Raw genomic sequence first — 16,391 nt, 5'->3', positions numbered from 1 at the left:
ACCGCTGGTTGAGCTTGTCGAAACCACCCCCACCACCGCTGGTTGAGCTTGTCGAAACCACCCCCACCACCGCTGGTTGAGCTTGTCGAAACCACCCCCACCACCGCTGGTTGAGCTTGTCGAAACCACCCCGACCACCGCTGGTTGAGCTTGTCGAAACCACCCCGCGGGCACGCTCAACCCGAAACCGGGCACGCTCAACCCGACCACCCGCTGGTTGCCCGACCACCCGCTGGTTGAGCTTGTCGAAACCACGCCGGCGGGGACTCAGCTCGCCTTGGCGATGTCGGCGGTGACTCCGTCGCCGAGGTCGATCGCGCCTGCGGGTTCGTCGGCGGTGACGTCGAATCGCACGGCGAGCACCTCGCCGGAGATCAAGCCGGCGTGCCGATTCGCCCACTCGAGTGTCGCCACGGGCACCACCAGGCGCACTTCGATGCGGTCGGACACGTCGAGGCCCAACGTGCGTCGGGCCTCCTGGATCTCACGGACCCGGTCCTTCGCCCAACCCTCGGACTCGAGTTCCTCGGTGACGTGGGTGTCGAGCACCACCAGTCCGGCACCGCCGGGCAGTTCCGCGGTCGACTCGGGCTCGACGGCCACCAGGCGCCGGGTGTATTCGCCCGGTTGCAGATCGATGCCGTCGGCGGACACCGCCTCGGTGCCGTCATCTGCCGCGCGAACCGTCCAGTTGCCCGCTTTGACGGCCTTGATGACCCGCTGCACGTCCTTGCCCAGCCGCGGACCGGCCGCCCGCGCGTTCACCGCCAGCTCGTAACGGCCGAACTTGTCTGCCTCGGTGGACAATACGACAGATTTCACGTTCATCTCGTCGGCGATCAGGTCGGTGAACGGTGACAGCCGTTCGGCGGTGGGCGACGCCACGGTCAACGCGGGCAGCGGCAGTCGCACCCGCAGCTTGTTGGCCTTGCGCACACTCGACGCACTCGAACACACCGCCTGCACCTGATCCATCGCGTCCACCAGTTCGGTGTCCGCGGGCAGATCGTCGGCAGCGGGCCAGTCCGCCAGGTGCACCGACCGCTCACCGGTGAGGCCACGCCAGATCGCCTCGGTGGTCAGCGGCAGCAACGGCGCAGCCAGCCGGGACGCAACCTCCAAGACGGTGTACAGGGTGTCGAAGGCGTCGGGATCGACATCCTGGCCGGCCCAGAAGCGCGACCGGGACCGGCGCACATACCAGTTGGTCAGCGACTCGACGAAGTCGCGGAAGGATTCACACGCCCCGGCGATGTCGTAGACGTCGAGCGCCTCGGTCATCGCCGCACGGGTCACCGCCAGCTTGGCCAGAATGTAGCGATCGAGCACGTTGGTCGAGTCGGTACGCCAGACGGCCGGCCGCTCGGCGTAGAGCTGCAGGAAGCTGTAGGCGTTCCACAGCGGCAGCATCGCCTGGCGAACGCCCTCGCGGATGCCCTTCTCGGTCACCACCAGGTTGCCGCCGCGCAGCACCGGGCTGGCCATCAGGAACCAGCGCATGGCGTCGGAACCGTCGCGGTCGAACACCTCGTTGACGTCGGGGTAGTTGCGTTTGGATTTCGACATCTTCTGCCCGTCGTCGCCGAGCACGATGCCGTGCGCGATGACGCTCTTGAACGCCGGCCGGTCGAAGAGAGCGGTGGCCAGTACATGCAGGTTGTAGAACCAGCCGCGGGTCTGCCCGTTGTATTCGACGATGAAGTCACCCGGATTGTGCGGGGGCGTGGACCCGGCTCCGTCGAACCAGTCGGCGTTCTGGAACGGGTAGTGCACCTGGGCGTAGGGCATCGACCCGGACTCGAACCAGCAGTCGAGGACCTCCGGTACCCGGCGCATCGTCGACTTCCCGGTCGGGTCGTCGGGATTCGGTCGGGTCAGGTCGTCGATGTAGGGCCGGTGCAGGTTGTCCGGGCGCACTCCGAAGTCGCGCTCGAGGTCGTCGAGTGAGCCGTACACATCGGTGCGCGGATACTCCGGATCGTCGGACACCCAGACGGGGATCGGCGCGCCCCAGAAGCGATTTCGGCTGATGTTCCAGTCGCGCGCACCCTCGAGCCATTTGCCGAACTGCCCGTCGCGGATGTGCTCCGGCGACCAGGTGATCTGCTTGTTCAGCTCGATCATGCGCTCCTTGATCGGCTCGACGGCGACGAACCACGACGGAACGGCCATGTAGATCAACGGCTTTCCGCTGCGCCACGAGTGCGGATACGAGTGTTCGATGGTCTCGTGCCGCAGGATGCGTCCTGCCGACTTCAGATCCTTGATGATCGCCGGATTGGCGTCGAACACCATCAATCCCTCGTAGGGCGGCACCTGCGAGGTGAAACGGCCGCCCGCGTCGAGCGGCTGCACCACGTCGATGCCGTTCGCGGTCGCCAGCTCCATGTCCTCCTCACCGAAAGCCGGTGCGAGATGGACGATTCCGGTGCCGCTGTCGGTGGTCACGTAGTCGCCGAGCAGCACCCGGTGCGCATGAGGATGCCCGACGAAGAAGTCGAACGGCGGGGTGTAGCCGAGATCTGCCAGCTCGCTGCCGCGATACGTGCCGAGTACCTCGGGGTCGGCGATCTCGTTGGCGTACGCCCCGAGCAACGCTTGGGCCAGCAGGTAGTGCGCACCGTCGGCGGCCCGCACATGCACGTAATCCACCTCCGGGTTGACCGCGATCGCGAGGTTCGACGGCAACGTCCACGGGGTGGTGGTCCAGATCAGGGCGTTCACACCGTCGAGGGGGCTACCAGGGGCGGTCAGCGGCATCGTCACGGTGACCGCCGGGTCCTGCCGCATCCGGTACGCGTCGTCGAGCTTGGACTCCTGATTGCTCAGTGGTGTCTGCTCGTACCAGGAGTACGGCAGCACACGGTGGCCCTGATAGATCAGTCCCTTGTCCCACAGGCGTTTGAACGCCCACATCACCGACTCCATGAAGTCGATGTCGAGGGTCTTGTAGTCGTTGTCGAAGTCGACCCAACGGGCCTGACGGGTAACGTAATCGCGCCACTCACCGGTGTAACGCAGCACCGAGTCGCGGCAGAAGTCGTTGAACTTCTCCACGCCCATCGTCTCAATCTCAGACTTGTCGGTGATGCCCAACTGGCGCTCGGCCTCGAGTTCGGCGGGCAGCCCGTGGGTGTCCCACCCGAACCGCCGCTCGACCTTCTTGCCGCGCATCGTCTGATAGCGCGGCACCAGGTCCTTGACGTAGCCGGTCAGGAGGTGACCGTAGTGCGGTAGGCCGTTGGCGAACGGAGGGCCGTCGTAGAAGACGAACTCCTCGGCGTCGGCACGATTCTCGATCGACGCGGCGAACGTCTGATCCGCGTCCCAGAACTCCAGAACGCGCTCTTCGACGTCGGGAAACGACGGTGCACCGGTGGCACCACCGGTCATATCGACGACGGGGTACACGCGGGTGTCGTCGTTCGATGTGGGGGTCTGCTCGCTCACAGCGCTCTCCTCGTGCCTGGCAGCGGTGCGCTCGACGAGCCCACCCCTGGGTGTTTGGCACGGGGACGCGAATGCTCCGATTCGCGCGGTACCACCCCGCTTGCGTCGGGACCGCCCGGTGGCGGCGTCGACGCCTCTCACGACCACTCGACGCCATCGGCGTCGACAGGGTCCGTGGCTGTGACGGGCCACGCCCGCCCGGTTCTACTGAGAGCGCTCGGCTCGGTTCTTCCGGGGGCTCCCCGGTGATGGCCGGATCATCGCGTGCACCAGTCTAGCCGCGACATCGCCCGGTTCCGAAATCCGTGTGCCGGCGAGGCCATCACTCCGACGGCGGCCGCCAGTCGGGATGCAGCGGGTCGATCTTCTGCCCACCGCTGTGCGGATTCTCGCCCGCGGATTGCGCGGGGAAGGTATCGGTGTCCGGGTCGTCGGGTGCCGACGGTTCCGGCGGCACGGGCCGACGCGGCGTCGGCTGACCCGGAGCCTGCTGACCCGGTGAAGACGGGGGCGCGGATGTTCCCGGCGTACGGACCTCATCCGGATTGTCGCCGACCGCCCGCAGGTAGTCGTCGTAGGTGCCCTGTTTGCGCTCGATCGAGGTACCCGAGGTATCGGGTGCCGGTTCGCCACTCGTCGGATCGACCACACCACGCCACAACTGGGCGCGCTGCTGTTCCGGGTCGAGTTCCTCTTTGCCGGAATCCTCGGAGCCCGCGTCGTTCGGGGCTGTCTGCGTCGAGACAGTGTCCTCGGAGCCCGCGTCCTCGGAGCCCGCGTCCTCGGAGCCCGGGTCCTCGGAGCCCGGGTCCTCGGAGCCCGCGTCCTCAGACTCCCCGCTACCCGTGAACGTGCCCGACCGTGCATCACCGTCGTCGCCACGTCCCGACCGCACGATGTCGGCGATGAGAAAGCCCAGCCCGATGAGGCAGACCACGATGCAGGCCACTGCCAGCCACACCGTCCCGGTGATCAGACCGATGACGAGCAGCACAAACCCAACGAGGGTGGCGCCCAGCGCCAAACTCAACACGTTGTCACTCGTCCGGCAATCGTCGGTCCGCCCGTGGCGAGCGGATCAGCTCTGCGAGTAGCTCGTGAATCCGCCATTACCCGGGTCGGACGAGAACGACTGGTCGGGCCGACCGCTCTCGACCGGCGCGGCACTGCCCCGCTGCTGCAACTCCTCGAGCTGCGACTCGAGGTAGGTCTTGAGCCGGGTGCGGTACTCGCGTTCGAACGTCTTGAGCTGCTCAATACGCCCTTCGAGCACACCGCGCTGCTGGTTGATGGTGCCCATGATCTCGCTGTGCTTGCGCTCGGCATCGCTCTGCAGCGCATCGGCACGTTCCTGGGCCTGGCGGAGTTGAGCCTCCGACCTGGTCTGGGCGTCGGCGAGGATCGCCTCGGAACGCTGACGCGAATCGGCGAGCATCGCCTCGGACTTCGACTGCGCGTCCGACACCATCGCGTCGGCCCGCGACCGCGCGTCGGCGAGGAGACTGTCGGACTCCTGCCGAGCGCTGCCGGTGAGCCGGTCGGCGGTGTCCTGGGCGAGTGCGAGCACCCGTGCGGCGCGCACGTTGGTGTCGTCGTCGGTGGGCGCGGCAACCGGTGCCGCGGCGGGCTGCGGCGCCGGGGCCGGAGCCTCGGGCTGAGCCACGGAGAGCACCTGCGTCGCGTCCTCAGCGGGCGCGGGGGTGGCAGCTCCCCCTTCGGCGAGTTCCCCCTCGAGTTCCTCGACCCGCTGTTTGAGGTCGGAGTTCTCTTCGATGAGCCGGGCGAGTTCCGCCTCGACAAAGTCGAGGAATTGGTCGACCTCGTCCTCGTTGTAGCCGCGCTTACCGATCGGCGGTTTGCTGAACGCGACGTTGTGCACATCAGCTGGTGTCAGCCGCATGTCGGTTCCCCTTAGGTATCGTCTCGATCTTGTGTTCACTTAGGACGGGCCGGTCAGCCTGCATCTACAGACTGTCACTCATTATTCATACCAGTCAAAAACTGTAACTGGCGTCCCATCCTGTCACATCCGAACCGATTGTCGCAGGTATTCGATGCCGGGTCGCAACTCAACGGACATCGGATGATGACACTCCACGGTAGAACACCTGGTCCGACGAATACAGGCGCCACAGTCGGCACCGGCCCGGGCCGATGACATCAACTGCGACACAATGGCGGTTGGGGCCTCAGAAAAACCCCATCGCCAGCGCCGCAGCGGCCTCGTGCACCCGGAACTGGTTGACGATCTGCATCGCGATGAGCACCACGATCATCACGATCATCAGCGACAGGTCGAGCCGCACCGGACCGAGCGGAATGGGCGGCAACACCCGCCGTAGCGCCTTGATGGGCGGATCCGTGGCGGTGAAGATGATCTCGATGACGACCACCACGATCCCGGTCGGCCGCCATTCACGGGCAAAGGTGCGTACGAGTTCCACCACCAGCCGCGCCAGCAACAGCAGCCAGTAGACGAACAGCGCTATGTAGAGGACTTCGAACAGAATCGCCACGAGTCAAGAGTGCCTGAAATGTCGTGCCCCCGGTGAATCCGGTGCGTACGGCGCACCGGATGTCGCGTGGGCTGTGCCGATTGGACGCTGAGCAACCGCTCCCGGGTCAGTCGTGGTTGTAGAAGCCGGTCGCGGCGATCTTGCGGCGGTCCTCGGGTGAGACGTCGATGTCGGCCGGCGAGAGCAGGAACACCTTGGTCGCCACCTTGTCGAAGGAGCCGCGCAGCGCGAACGCGAGACCCGCGGCGAAATCGACGAGCCGCTTGGCGTCGTCGTTGCTCATGTCGACGAGATCCATGATGACCGGGTTGCCGTCGCGGAAGCGCTCACCGATCGTGCGGGCCTCGCTGTAGTCGCCCGGGCGCAGCGTGGTGATCTTGTGCAACGGCCCGTCGGCGAAGACGCGCTCGAGTTCGGCCGTTGCTGCCGGCGCCATCGCTCCGGCGGCCCGCAGTGTGGCACCGCTCGAGCGTTGCAGCGGTTCGAGGCGTGAGACCGGCCGAACCCGCTCGGCCACCTCGGCGGCGTGACGCGCTCCGTTGTAGGTGTAGTCGCCCTGGTAGCCCTGCTCGTAGCCGGGCGCCGAGTCGAATCCCGGACCGAACCGGCGGTCGTCGTATGCGGCCTCCGGAGCGTCGCGATACGCGAGTTCGCCGTAGGGATCGTCGTAGCCCTCGCGGATCGGGGCGCCGCCATAGTAGTCGTCGCGGTAGGCACGCTCACGTGACGGTGGACGAATCGGCCCCGGCCCTGGCTCGTCGAAGTAGTCGTCTTCGTACTCGCTCGGAGGCACCATGCCGAAATACGCCTTGAACTTCTGCATCGTGGTCATGTCCGGCCTCTCTGTCATCGACCCGCGGCGGTCGTTGCAGCTGTTGTCTGAGTGGATCTTGTTTCTGAATGATTCTGCTGTGACCAATGTGATTACTGAGAGACTAGCGGCCGTTGTCCCAGGATCGCGGTACCGACACGCACGCATGTCGAACCGTGTGCCACGGCAGCCTCCAGGTCACCCGACATTCCGGCGGAAAGGGTCGTGGCCTGCGGATAGTGTGCGACAAACGCTTGATGGACGAGCTGTGCCCGCGCCATCCACCGGTCCGCGGAACCGTCGACCGGTGCGATCACCATCAGCCCCGACAGCCGCAGGGAATCCGATGCCATCACTCGATCGGCGAGCGCGGGCAACTCCGACTCCAGCGCGCCGCCCCGCGTCGGATCACCGTCGAGACTCACCTGCAGGTTCACACCGAGCGGCTCGGTCCGGGCGCCCTCGGCGCGCGCGGCATCGGCGGCGCGCGCAAGGTGCTCCACCAACTTCTCGCGGTCCACCGAGTGCACCGACCGTGCCCACCGGGCCACCGATCGGGCCTTCTTGGTCTGTACCGATCCGATCATGTCGAACGACACATCGCCCGCAGCGATCGGCCCGGAGGCGTCGCCGGCGCGCAGGGCGGCGATCTTGCGGCTCGCCTCGGGTTCACGCGACTCGCCAAAAGCCCTCTCCCCCAAGGAGATCAGGCGGGCCACATCGTCGGCCGGAAAGAACTTCGTGACCACCAGCAACTCGACGTCGTCGGGCCGACGACCGGCCGCAGCGACGGCCGCGGCGAGGCGCTCGTGCACGGTGGCGAGGTGCTGCGACAGTTCTGCGGTGCGCGGATCGTCGACGCCGGTCATGCCGGAACGGCCTCGGGATCGATCCAGATCACAGACGCCAACCGGCCCGTCGGGGCTCCGCGGCGGTGACTGAAGAGTTCGTCGTCCTCGATGGTGCACCGGGGGTCCTCGGCCACCGCGGCCACTCCGGCCGCGAGGAGTTGCCGACGCAGTCCCGCCCTCAGGTCGAGGCCGGTGGTGCCCTTGTCGGTGGTGACGGCGCTGCCGGGAAGATGTTCCTCGACGTCGCGCTGCATCTCCGGCGGCACCTCGTACTGACCACCGCAGGCGGCCGGACCGAGGAAGGCTCCGATGCGTTCGGGGCGCGCCCCGAGCGAGATCATCGCCCGCAGCGTCGCCGGGATGATGCCGATCCGGGCGCCGACCCTCCCCGCGTGCGCTCCGGCGATGACCCCGGCCTCGTCGTCACTGAGCAGGACGGGCACACAGTCGGCCGAGAGCACGGCGAGCGCCAGTCCGGGGGTGCTGGTGACCAGCGCGTCGGTGGCCTCCACCGGACCGTCGAGCGGCCCGTCCACAATGGCGACGTTACGGCTGTGGATCTGCTCCATCCACACCACCGACGCGGCGGGCAGTCCGATCTGAGCGGCCAGCCGCTCGCGGTTGGCCGCCACGGCGCGCGGATCATCGCCGACGTGGTCGCCCAGGTTGAAGCTGTCGTACGGCGGCCGCGAGACACCCCCGGCCCGCGTGGTGACCACGCGACGTGTGCGCATGGGTCGTGTTTCAGCGCTTCATGAACGACGGCACGTCGACGTCATCGTCGTCGAGGGTCACCGTGTTGCGGCGGGGTCGCTCGGCCGGGCGCTCGGTGAACGGGTCGCCACCGGCGCGCGGCATCTCACCGAACAACGGGTCACTCTTCTCCGCCGTACCCACCGCACCTGCCTGGCCCGCGCCCACCGCGGTGTTGCCCACCGCGGGCGTGTCGATCCGCTTGCGTGGCGCGCCACCGTCGAATCCGGCCGCGATGACGGTCACGCGCACCTCGTCACCGAGGTTGTCGTCGATCACGGTGCCGAAGATGATGTTCGCGTCCTCGTGCGCGGCCTCCTGCACCTGGGTGGCCGCGTTGTGGATCTCGAACAGACCGAGGTCGCTGCCGCCGGCGATGGAGATCAGCACACCGCGTGCGCCCTCCATCGACGCCTCGAGCAGCGGCGAGTTGATCGCCGACTCGGCGGCCTTCTTGGCGCGATCCTCACCGCGCGCCGACCCGATGCCCATCAGGGCGCTGCCGGCATCGCTCATGACGCCCTTGACGTCGGCGAAGTCGACATTGATCAGGCCCGGCGTGGTGATCAGGTCGGTGATGCCCTGGACGCCGTTGAGGAGCACCTCGTCGGCGCTACGGAAGGCGTCCATCAGGCTCACCTGGGCGTCGCCGAGCTGCAGCAGACGGTCGTTGGGGATCACGATGAGGGTGTCGCACGACTCGCGCAGCGCGGCGATGCCGGCTTCGGCCTGGTTGCCACGACGCTTGCCCTCGAACGCGAACGGCCGGGTGACCACACCGACGGTGAGCGCGCCGAGCTTGCGCGCGATGGTCGCGACCACGGGAGCGCCGCCGGTGCCGGTACCACCACCCTCCCCGGCGGTCACGAACACCATGTCGGCGCCTTTGAGTAGTTCCTCGATCTCGTCGCGGGCGTCCTCGGCGGCCTTGCGTCCCACCTCGGGGTCGGCGCCGGCGCCCAGGCCGCGCGTGGAGTCGCGGCCGACGTCGAGCTTCACGTCCGCGTCGCTCATCAACAGCGCCTGGGCATCGGTGTTGATCGCGATGAACTCCACTCCCTTGAGTCCCTGCTCGATCATCCGGTTGACGGCGTTCACGCCGCCGCCGCCGATGCCGACGACCTTGATCACGGCCAGGTAGTTGTGCGGTGGCGTCATGACGCTCGCCTTCCTCTGTTGGAAAAACCCTAAACCTGAACCATAGATTTAGAGTTATGTCAAGTGGTCTGTTGGTGAAGACGCTAGGCACCGGTGGCCCCGCGGGCCAGCAAGCTGCGCGGCGTGTCGTGAAGTTGCGGTGCGAAAATCGTCTCGGGACGCTCAGCGGTAGGCCGGGAACTCCGGGCTCGAGACATTGAACTGCGATGCGTCGCGCGCCAACAGGTATCCCAGCGTTCGCGCCTTCTCGTCGCCACGCTGAGAGTCACCCCACACCACGGTGCGGTTGCGCGACAAGATCAACTCGATGTCGACCGGCGACGTGGCGCTCACCTTCACCACCTGCTCGGCGAGTTTCGGCGGTAGTCCGCCGACGACCTTCATCGCCGCGAGGGTGGTGGGGTCGGTCGGCCCCGGACTGCTCGTCACGAACTCCGGCAGCGCGCTGAACTCGCCGGGCAGCCCCTTGACGGGGTAACGCAGGTACGGCACGCCATTGCGGTCGAGTATGTGCACCGTGTCCCCGTCGATCACCCGGGCCACGGGCTGTCGTTCCACCACACTGATCGTCAGCGACGACGGGTACTCCCGCTGCACCCGCGCCGATTCGATGGACGGGATGGCGGCAACGCGCTGGGCCACCTCACGCGTGTCGACCTGCAGCAGCGGCGTGCCGTCGGGAACGCCGGCGGCGTGCAGGATCTCGGCACGACCGACGGCCTTGGTCCCGGCGATGTCGGTGCTCCGTACGGACATCAGCGGGGTGAAATAGGCGATCAGCGCGAGACCGACGATCACGATGACGACCGCGATCGTGCCCAGCAGCAGTCGCGGTCCACGGCCCACCTGGCCCCACCTCGTCATGATCCGGCCTCCGGGGTCACCTGCGCGGACTCGGCGTGGTCGCGCGCGGCGAGCGCGGCCAGGATCTCCGGACCCTGCATGGTGATGTCGCCGGCACCCAGGGTGAGGATGACGTCGCCGGGAGAGGCGAGATCGGCGACCACGCCGGCCAGCGCGGAGAAATCGGGTACGAACGTGTGCGGCGAGGTGAGCCGATCGGCGATCGAACGCCCGCTCACCCCCGGGATCGGCTCCTCGCGCGCTCCGTACACATCGGCGACGACGACCTCGTCGGCGAGATCGAGGGCGGCCGCGAAGCGCTCAGCGAATTCTCTTGTGCGCGAGTACAAATGGGGCTGGAAGACGGCGATCACCTTGCCCGGTGGGCGCGTTGCATCGGCATGGCCCACCACACCGCGCGCGGCGGTGAGCACTGCGGCCACCTCGGTCGGGTGGTGGGCGTAATCGTCGAATACGTCGACATCACCCGCGCGTCCCTTGAATTCGAACCGGCGTCGAACACCGCCGAACGCCTCGATGCCCGCGATGACCTGCGCGAGGTCACCGCCAACTCGGACGGCGCCGACAATTGCACCTATAGCGTTGCGCGCCATGTGGATTCCGGGAAGCGTGAGATGCAGCACGTGCTCCTCGGCGGTCTCGACGAGCGGCGGCGCGAACCGTACCCGCACCTCCCCCCCGCCGTCGCTGGGCCTCCATTCGACCAGTGTGGCCGTGCCGAGCACACCGTCGATCACCACCTCGTCGGCGCCTTCGCCGTAGCCGAGCACGGTGACACCACGCGCCGCGAGACCCGGGGCACACCGCTGCGCCAGCGCACGCGCTCCCGGATCGTCCAGGCAGACCACCAGGGTCCCACCGGGCCGGATCCGCTCGGTGAACGCGTCGAACACTGCCACGTAGGCCTCGACGGTGCCGAAGAAGTCGAGGTGATCCACCTCGATGTTGGTGATGACGACGACGTCGGGGCTGTACTCGAGCAGTGAGCCGTCGCTCTCGTCGGCCTCGGCGACGAAGACCTCGCCGCTGCCGTGATGGGCGTTGGTGCCCGACTCGTTGAGCTCACCGCCGATGGCGAACGACGGGTCGGAGCCGGCGTGTTGCAGCGCCACCACCGCCATCGACGTGGTGGACGTCTTGCCGTGGGTGCCGGCCACCAGCAACGTCCGGTACCCCGACATCAGGTCGGCGAGAACGTGCGGTCGCAGCAGGATGGGGATGCCGCGTGACCGTGCGGCGACGAGCTCGGGGTTGGTCTTGGGGATCGCGGCGTGTGTGGTGACCACCACCGACGGGCCGCCGGGAATCTGATCGAGGGCCGACGGATCGTGTCCCACCTGGATGCGTGCACCGCGGGTACGCAGCGCGAGGATGCCGCGGCTGTTCTTGGCGTCCGAACCCGACACCTGCCCGCCACGGGAGAGCAGGATGCGCGCGAGCCCCGACATCCCGGCACCACCGATCCCGACCATGTGCACCCGGCGGAGCTGCGTGGGCAGTTCCCGCACCCCGGGGCGGTCGTATTCTCCCGTCACACTGTCAATTGTCACCGGTCACCGGCCGATCCGGGGGAACGAAACGCCCGCGGCGGTCACGTCGTCGCGCCTCACGAGATCCCATCCCGGTGTTGCGCGGCCAGGTCGAGTGCGGCGCGTGCCACCGCATCGGCCGCATCGCGGTGCCCGGTACCTGCGGCAGCCGACGACATCAGCGCCAGACGGGCGGGGTCGGACAACAGGGCGGGTACTTCGCGCGCCACCCACTCGGCGGTCACCTCGTCGTTGTCGACGAGGATGCCGCCGCCGGCCTCCACGACCGGCAACGCATTGAGGCGCTGTTCACCGTTGCCGTGTGGCAGCGGAACGTAGATCGCCGGCAGCCCCGTCGCCGACACCTCGGCGACCGTCATCGCACCCGATCGGCACATCACCAGGTCGGCGGCCGCATATGCGAGATCCATCCGCTTGAGATATCCGACCGCCCGGTACGGCGGTGCGTCCGGCGGCGACACCGGGTCGATGGTGTTCTTGGGTCCGTACGCGTGCAGCACCCCGATGCCCGCCCGGCCGAGCGCGTCCGCCGCGCCGGCCACGGCCTCGTTGAGCCGCTGGGCGCCCTGGGAACCACCGAACACGAGCAACGTGGGGGCGTCCTCGTCGAGACCGAAGTAGTGCCGGGCCTTGGCGCGCAACTCGCCGCGGTCGAGTTCGGCGATGACGCCGCGCACCGGGATGCCCACCACCTCGGCACCTTCGAGTCCCGAACCGGGCACGGCCGCCATCACCACGTCGGCGACGCGGGCACCCACCTTGTTCGCCACGCCCGCACTCGCGTTGGCCTCGTGGATCACGATCGGCAGCCGCCGCTTACCCCGCAGGTGGCCGCGCGCGGCGAGATAGGCGGGCATCGCGACGTAGCCCCCGAATCCGATCACGACGTCGGCGTCGACGGAGGCGAGGACCTTGCGGGTGGCCAGTACCGACCGCGTCAACCGGCCGGGCGTTCTGGCCAGCTCGACACCTGCTTTACGTGGGAGCGGCACGGGCGGGATCAGTGCGAGTTCGTAGCCCCGTTCGGGGACCAGGGTGGTCTCGAGGCCGCGGGTGGTGCCCAGGGCAGTGACCCGAGCGGTGGGGTCCAGCCGCCGCACGGCATCGGCCACCGCGAGTGCGGGTTCGATGTGACCGGCGGTGCCGCCGCCGGCGACCACCACCGACAGCTCCCGGTCGCGCTCACCGCTCTGTCCGTCGGCCGTGTCCTTGCGACCCGCAGCCATTCGACGCCTCAACTCCCGTTCATTCGATTCGACCGCGGCGCACGCGGTCCGACATCACCGGCCGGCGCCACTCGACCGTCGCGTGGCTCCACCGGCGCGGGGGTAGGCACGTGACCGTCGGGACGCGGCGGTCGACGCCGCCGTCGCGGATCGCGACGTGGACGCGCTGCCCGAATAACCCACACGGTAGTCGACCCGCACTCCGCTGCTGCGCGGCGCCCGACGATGATCGGTGGGCGGTGTGGGCTCGCTCGCGGCGCCGAACATGCGCCGCCACCGTGGTGGATGTTGCGGCGGCGGTGTGGGCGCGGGCCGCCGCCGGAACGGGCGTGCGCCGGCTGCGGGCGTGCGGCCGCGGGCGTCGAGGCGGTCGCGCAGTTGCTCCGACCGCGTGGGCTGGTAGGCCACCGGGGTGGGCAGACGCAGGAGCCTGTTCATCCGTGCGGTGTTCCCGGTGGTCAGCGCCGCCACCGCCTCCGGTTCGTGCCGGGCGGCGTTGGCGAGCAGCCCCAGCATCGCCAACACCGTGAGCGTCGACGTTCCGCCCGCGGAGAGCAGTGGTAGCTGGATGCCGGTCACCGGCAGCAAGCCGATCACGTAGCCGATGTTGATGAACGCCTGCGCGGTGATCAACACGGTGATGGTCGAGGTCATCAGGCGCAGGAAGGGGTCGGTGGACCGGTGCGCGATGCGGAAACCGGCGAAGGCCAGCACCACGAACAAGAAGACCACCAGCAGCCCGCCGATGAGGCCGAGCTCCTCGCCGATGATCGCGAAGATGAAGTCGTTGTGCGCATTGGGCAGGTAGTTCCACTTGGCCCGGCTCTGTCCGAGCCCCACACCGAACACACCGCCGTTGGCCAGCGCATAGGTGGCCTGGCGCGCCTGGTAACCGGCGCCCTGCGGGTCGTTGACGCTTCCGAGGAAGCTCATCACCCGCTCGGACCGGTAGCTCTCGACCATCGCCAGGATCACCGCGATTGCGCCGCCGACCACCGCGAAGGTCGCGAACACCTTGACCGGCAGACCGGCGAACCACAGCAGCGCACCGATGATGATGGCGATCGTGATGGTGGTCGACAGATTCGGCTCAAGGATGATCAGCAGGCAGATCAGCATGCCCACCGGCACCAGCGGGATGAGCAGTTCTTTCAGCGATGCGTGCTCACGGCGCCGCGAGGCGAGCAGATGCGCTCCCCACACGCACAGCGCGACCTTCACCAACTCCGAGGGCTGCACCGACAGACCGTAGATCACGAACCAGCGCCGGGCGCCCTGCGACAGCGTGCCGATACCGGGGATGAGCACCAGTGCCAGCATCACGGTGGTGACGATCATCATCGGTGCGGCGGAACGGCGCAGCAGCCTCACGGGCAGGCGCAGTGTCAGATAGAAGACAGCCAGGCCCATCACCGCGAAGATCACCTGGGTGGCGAACAGGCCGTAGGCCGAGCCCTCCTTGGAGTAGCCCTCCACCGACGACGCGGAGAGCACCATTATCAGGCCGAAGGACGTCATCAGCAGAGCCATGGTGAGGATCAGGTGGTACGACGCCAGCGGTCGGCTCAACAGGCTGCGCACACCCTCGGCCACCGTCGCGGGCAGGCCGGTGAACGCGTGGGCGGGTGCCTGCTTGCGCTCGTCTGCCGCGGTCACGGCGTCCGCAGCCGCCCGGCCAGCGCCTGCGCGGCGTTCGCGAAGGCGTCCCCGCGGCGGCCGTACCCGCTGAACATGTCCAGGGAGGCGGCCGCGGGTGCCAGCAGGATGGCGTCGGGTCGGCCCGACCCTCCCGTGGCCAGCGTCCAGGCCTCGGCGACAGCGCGGTCCATCACCGCGGTCGCCGGATCGCCCGACACGACAGCGGATTGGCTCCGCGGCGAACCCACATCCGGGCCGATGGCGCAGTTTACGTTCACCCGGCCATCGTCCCCTGTGAATACTGTGACTGTTGGGACTTCTGGGGCGTGTCGCGCGATCGCTTCGACAATCTGGTCCCGATCCCGTCCGATGGCGACCACGCCGGCGAGCCGATCTGCGACCGCGGTGATCATCCCGTCGATCGACGCGCCCTTCAACAAGCCACCGGCGATCAGCACGACTCGCGCGTGCGCGGCGACGGCGGCTTGCGCCGCGTGCGGATTGGTGGCCTTCGAGTCGTCGACGAAGTCGATGCCGTCGATGTTCTCGACCACCTCGCCGCGGTGGCCGGCAGGTCGGAAACCGGTGAGCGCGGCACCCACCGCGTCGGCCTCCACACCGATGCCCAGGGCCAGGGCCGCGGCCGCCAGCGCGTCGGAGACACCCGACGGCCCGGCCGGATGGATCGACGCCGCCGAGACCAGCCGACGCCGCGGCGCGAACGCCCGATCCACCAGTTCGCCGTCGATCACCCCGAGTTCGCCGGGTTGCGGCTCGCCGAGCGTGAACCCGACCCGACGCCCGGGCACCGGCAGCCGTGACGCGACCCGATCGTCGAGCCCGACCACCCCGATCGTGCCGCGCAGCGCGATCTCCTTCGCCGCGGCATAGGCGGCGAACGAGCCGTGCCAGTCGAGGTGATCGTCGGCCACGTTGAGCACCACTCCGGCGTCCGGTGCGATCGAGGGAGCCCAGTACAGCTGGAAGGAGGACAGTTCGGCGCACAGGACGTCGATCCGCGTCGGCGTGCGCATCGCGTCGAGTACCGGGAGCCCGATGTTGCCGCAGGCGGCCGCCGACATCCCCGACGCCGTGACGATGTCGGTGAGCATCGACGTGGTGGTGGTCTTGCCGTTGGTCCCGGTCACCACCAGCCAGGTGCGCGGCGCTCCCAGCAGACCCGCGCGGTCCACACGCCAGGCCAGCTCCACCTCACCCCACACCGGGATCTCGTGTTCGCCCGCGGCCACCATCAGCGGGTGAGTGGGCGCAAAACCAGGAGAGGCGATGATCAGGTCGACGCTGGTGGCCCAGTTCTCGTCGGCGAGCACCGCATCGATCCCGATCCGACGTGCACCGTCGGCAGCAGGCGCGCCCGGCGCGCCCGCCCCGTCGACGTCTCCCGCGTAGCGGTCGTCGGCGACGGTGACCGCGGCACCGGCCTCCAGCAGATATGCCGCGGCCGAGCGACCGGCGGTGCCGCCACCGGCGACCACCACCCGCATGCCGGCCAGATCCAGTCGAGCGGGATTCGGGCTGCCGGAACCCGGTCCGGTCGCTTCGGTGGGCATCGC

General features: G+C 68.4%; 13 protein-coding genes. All 13 read right to left on the bottom strand.

Translation table 11 applies throughout. The features are described from left to right. Positions 1-267: 267 nt before the first annotated feature. The 13 genes from ileS to murD all read right to left on the bottom strand — a co-directional run bounded on the left by ileS (position 268) and on the right by murD (position 16,388). Positions 268-3,393 carry an isoleucine--tRNA ligase gene (gene ileS / locus ACWDSI_RS11875; RefSeq protein WP_449756701.1) on the bottom strand — a complete coding sequence of 1,042 codons (3,126 nt, stop codon included), beginning with the start codon at positions 3,391-3,393 and terminating at the stop codon, positions 268-270. A gap of 379 nt (positions 3,394-3,772) precedes the next feature. After that, the gene (locus ACWDSI_RS11870) at positions 3,773-4,483 is read right to left on the bottom strand and encodes a hypothetical protein (RefSeq protein WP_449756634.1); all 711 of its coding nucleotides are present in this window, start codon (positions 4,481-4,483) and stop codon (positions 3,773-3,775) included. A gap of 45 nt (positions 4,484-4,528) precedes the next feature. Continuing rightward, positions 4,529-5,350, bottom strand: a complete 822-nt coding sequence (wag31, locus tag ACWDSI_RS11865; RefSeq protein ID WP_449747116.1) for a DivIVA-like cell division protein Wag31 — start codon at positions 5,348-5,350, stop codon at positions 4,529-4,531. A gap of 289 nt (positions 5,351-5,639) precedes the next feature. After that, positions 5,640-5,966, bottom strand: coding sequence for a YggT family protein (locus ACWDSI_RS11860; RefSeq protein ID WP_449756633.1), 327 nt, complete (start codon positions 5,964-5,966; stop codon positions 5,640-5,642). A 106-nt stretch (positions 5,967-6,072) separates the two neighbouring features. Next, complete coding sequence (locus ACWDSI_RS11855) at positions 6,073-6,798, bottom strand: cell division protein SepF (RefSeq protein WP_449747118.1); 726 nt, start codon at positions 6,796-6,798, stop codon at positions 6,073-6,075. Between the two features lie 92 nt (positions 6,799-6,890). Continuing rightward, complete coding sequence (locus tag ACWDSI_RS11850; protein ID WP_449756632.1) at positions 6,891-7,646, bottom strand: YggS family pyridoxal phosphate-dependent enzyme; 756 nt, start codon at positions 7,644-7,646, stop codon at positions 6,891-6,893. Further along, positions 7,643-8,362 (bottom strand): peptidoglycan editing factor PgeF, encoded by a 720-nt coding sequence (pgeF, locus tag ACWDSI_RS11845; protein WP_449756631.1) that lies wholly within the window; start codon positions 8,360-8,362, stop codon positions 7,643-7,645. Before pgeF ends, ACWDSI_RS11850 begins: the two co-directional genes overlap by 4 nt. A gap of 10 nt (positions 8,363-8,372) precedes the next feature. Continuing rightward, the gene (gene ftsZ / locus ACWDSI_RS11840) at positions 8,373-9,539 is read right to left on the bottom strand and encodes a cell division protein FtsZ (protein ID WP_449747121.1); all 1,167 of its coding nucleotides are present in this window, start codon (positions 9,537-9,539) and stop codon (positions 8,373-8,375) included. Between the two features lie 162 nt (positions 9,540-9,701). Continuing rightward, the gene (locus ACWDSI_RS11835; RefSeq protein ID WP_449747122.1) at positions 9,702-10,403 is read right to left on the bottom strand and encodes a cell division protein FtsQ/DivIB; all 702 of its coding nucleotides are present in this window, start codon (positions 10,401-10,403) and stop codon (positions 9,702-9,704) included. Continuing rightward, the gene (murC, locus tag ACWDSI_RS11830) at positions 10,400-11,938 is read right to left on the bottom strand and encodes a UDP-N-acetylmuramate--L-alanine ligase (protein ID WP_449756630.1); all 1,539 of its coding nucleotides are present in this window, start codon (positions 11,936-11,938) and stop codon (positions 10,400-10,402) included. The genes ACWDSI_RS11835 and murC overlap by 4 nt, the downstream gene beginning before the upstream one ends. A gap of 71 nt (positions 11,939-12,009) precedes the next feature. Beyond that, complete coding sequence (murG, locus tag ACWDSI_RS11825) at positions 12,010-13,179, bottom strand: undecaprenyldiphospho-muramoylpentapeptide beta-N-acetylglucosaminyltransferase (RefSeq protein ID WP_449756629.1); 1,170 nt, start codon at positions 13,177-13,179, stop codon at positions 12,010-12,012. Positions 13,180-13,233: 54 nt separating this feature from the next. Next, the gene (ftsW, locus tag ACWDSI_RS11820; RefSeq protein WP_449747125.1) at positions 13,234-14,835 is read right to left on the bottom strand and encodes a putative lipid II flippase FtsW; all 1,602 of its coding nucleotides are present in this window, start codon (positions 14,833-14,835) and stop codon (positions 13,234-13,236) included. Then, a complete protein-coding gene (gene murD / locus ACWDSI_RS11815) occupies positions 14,832-16,388 on the bottom strand; it encodes a UDP-N-acetylmuramoyl-L-alanine--D-glutamate ligase (protein ID WP_449747126.1) in 1,557 nt (518 codons plus the stop codon). The genes ftsW and murD overlap by 4 nt, the downstream gene beginning before the upstream one ends. Positions 16,389-16,391: the final 3 nt, after the last annotated feature.

This window comes from Gordonia sp. NPDC003429 (assembly GCF_053588575.1).
Note: the sequence above shows the minus strand (reverse complement) of the source record. Positions and strands in the feature narration are given on the sequence as shown.

What these genes read in the sequence shown, in the direction of transcription:
- ileS (WP_449756701.1), bottom strand. Translation starts at nt 3,393, where the DNA reads ATGACCGGTGGTGCCACCGGTGCACCGTCGTTTCCCGACGTCGAAGAG.
- wag31 (WP_449747116.1), bottom strand. Translation starts at nt 5,350, where the DNA reads ATGCGGCTGACACCAGCTGATGTGCACAACGTCGCGTTCAGCAAACCG.
- ACWDSI_RS11855 (WP_449747118.1), bottom strand. Translation starts at nt 6,798, where the DNA reads ATGACCACGATGCAGAAGTTCAAGGCGTATTTCGGCATGGTGCCTCCG.
- ACWDSI_RS11850 (WP_449756632.1), bottom strand. Translation starts at nt 7,646, where the DNA reads ATGACCGGCGTCGACGATCCGCGCACCGCAGAACTGTCGCAGCACCTC.
- pgeF (WP_449756631.1), bottom strand. Translation starts at nt 8,362, where the DNA reads ATGCGCACACGTCGCGTGGTCACCACGCGGGCCGGGGGTGTCTCGCGG.
- ftsZ (WP_449747121.1), bottom strand. Translation starts at nt 9,539, where the DNA reads ATGACGCCACCGCACAACTACCTGGCCGTGATCAAGGTCGTCGGCATC.
- ACWDSI_RS11835 (WP_449747122.1), bottom strand. Translation starts at nt 10,403, where the DNA reads ATGACGAGGTGGGGCCAGGTGGGCCGTGGACCGCGACTGCTGCTGGGC.
- murG (WP_449756629.1), bottom strand. Translation starts at nt 13,179, where the DNA reads ATGGCTGCGGGTCGCAAGGACACGGCCGACGGACAGAGCGGTGAGCGC.
- murD (WP_449747126.1), bottom strand. Translation starts at nt 16,388, where the DNA reads ATGCCCACCGAAGCGACCGGACCGGGTTCCGGCAGCCCGAATCCCGCT.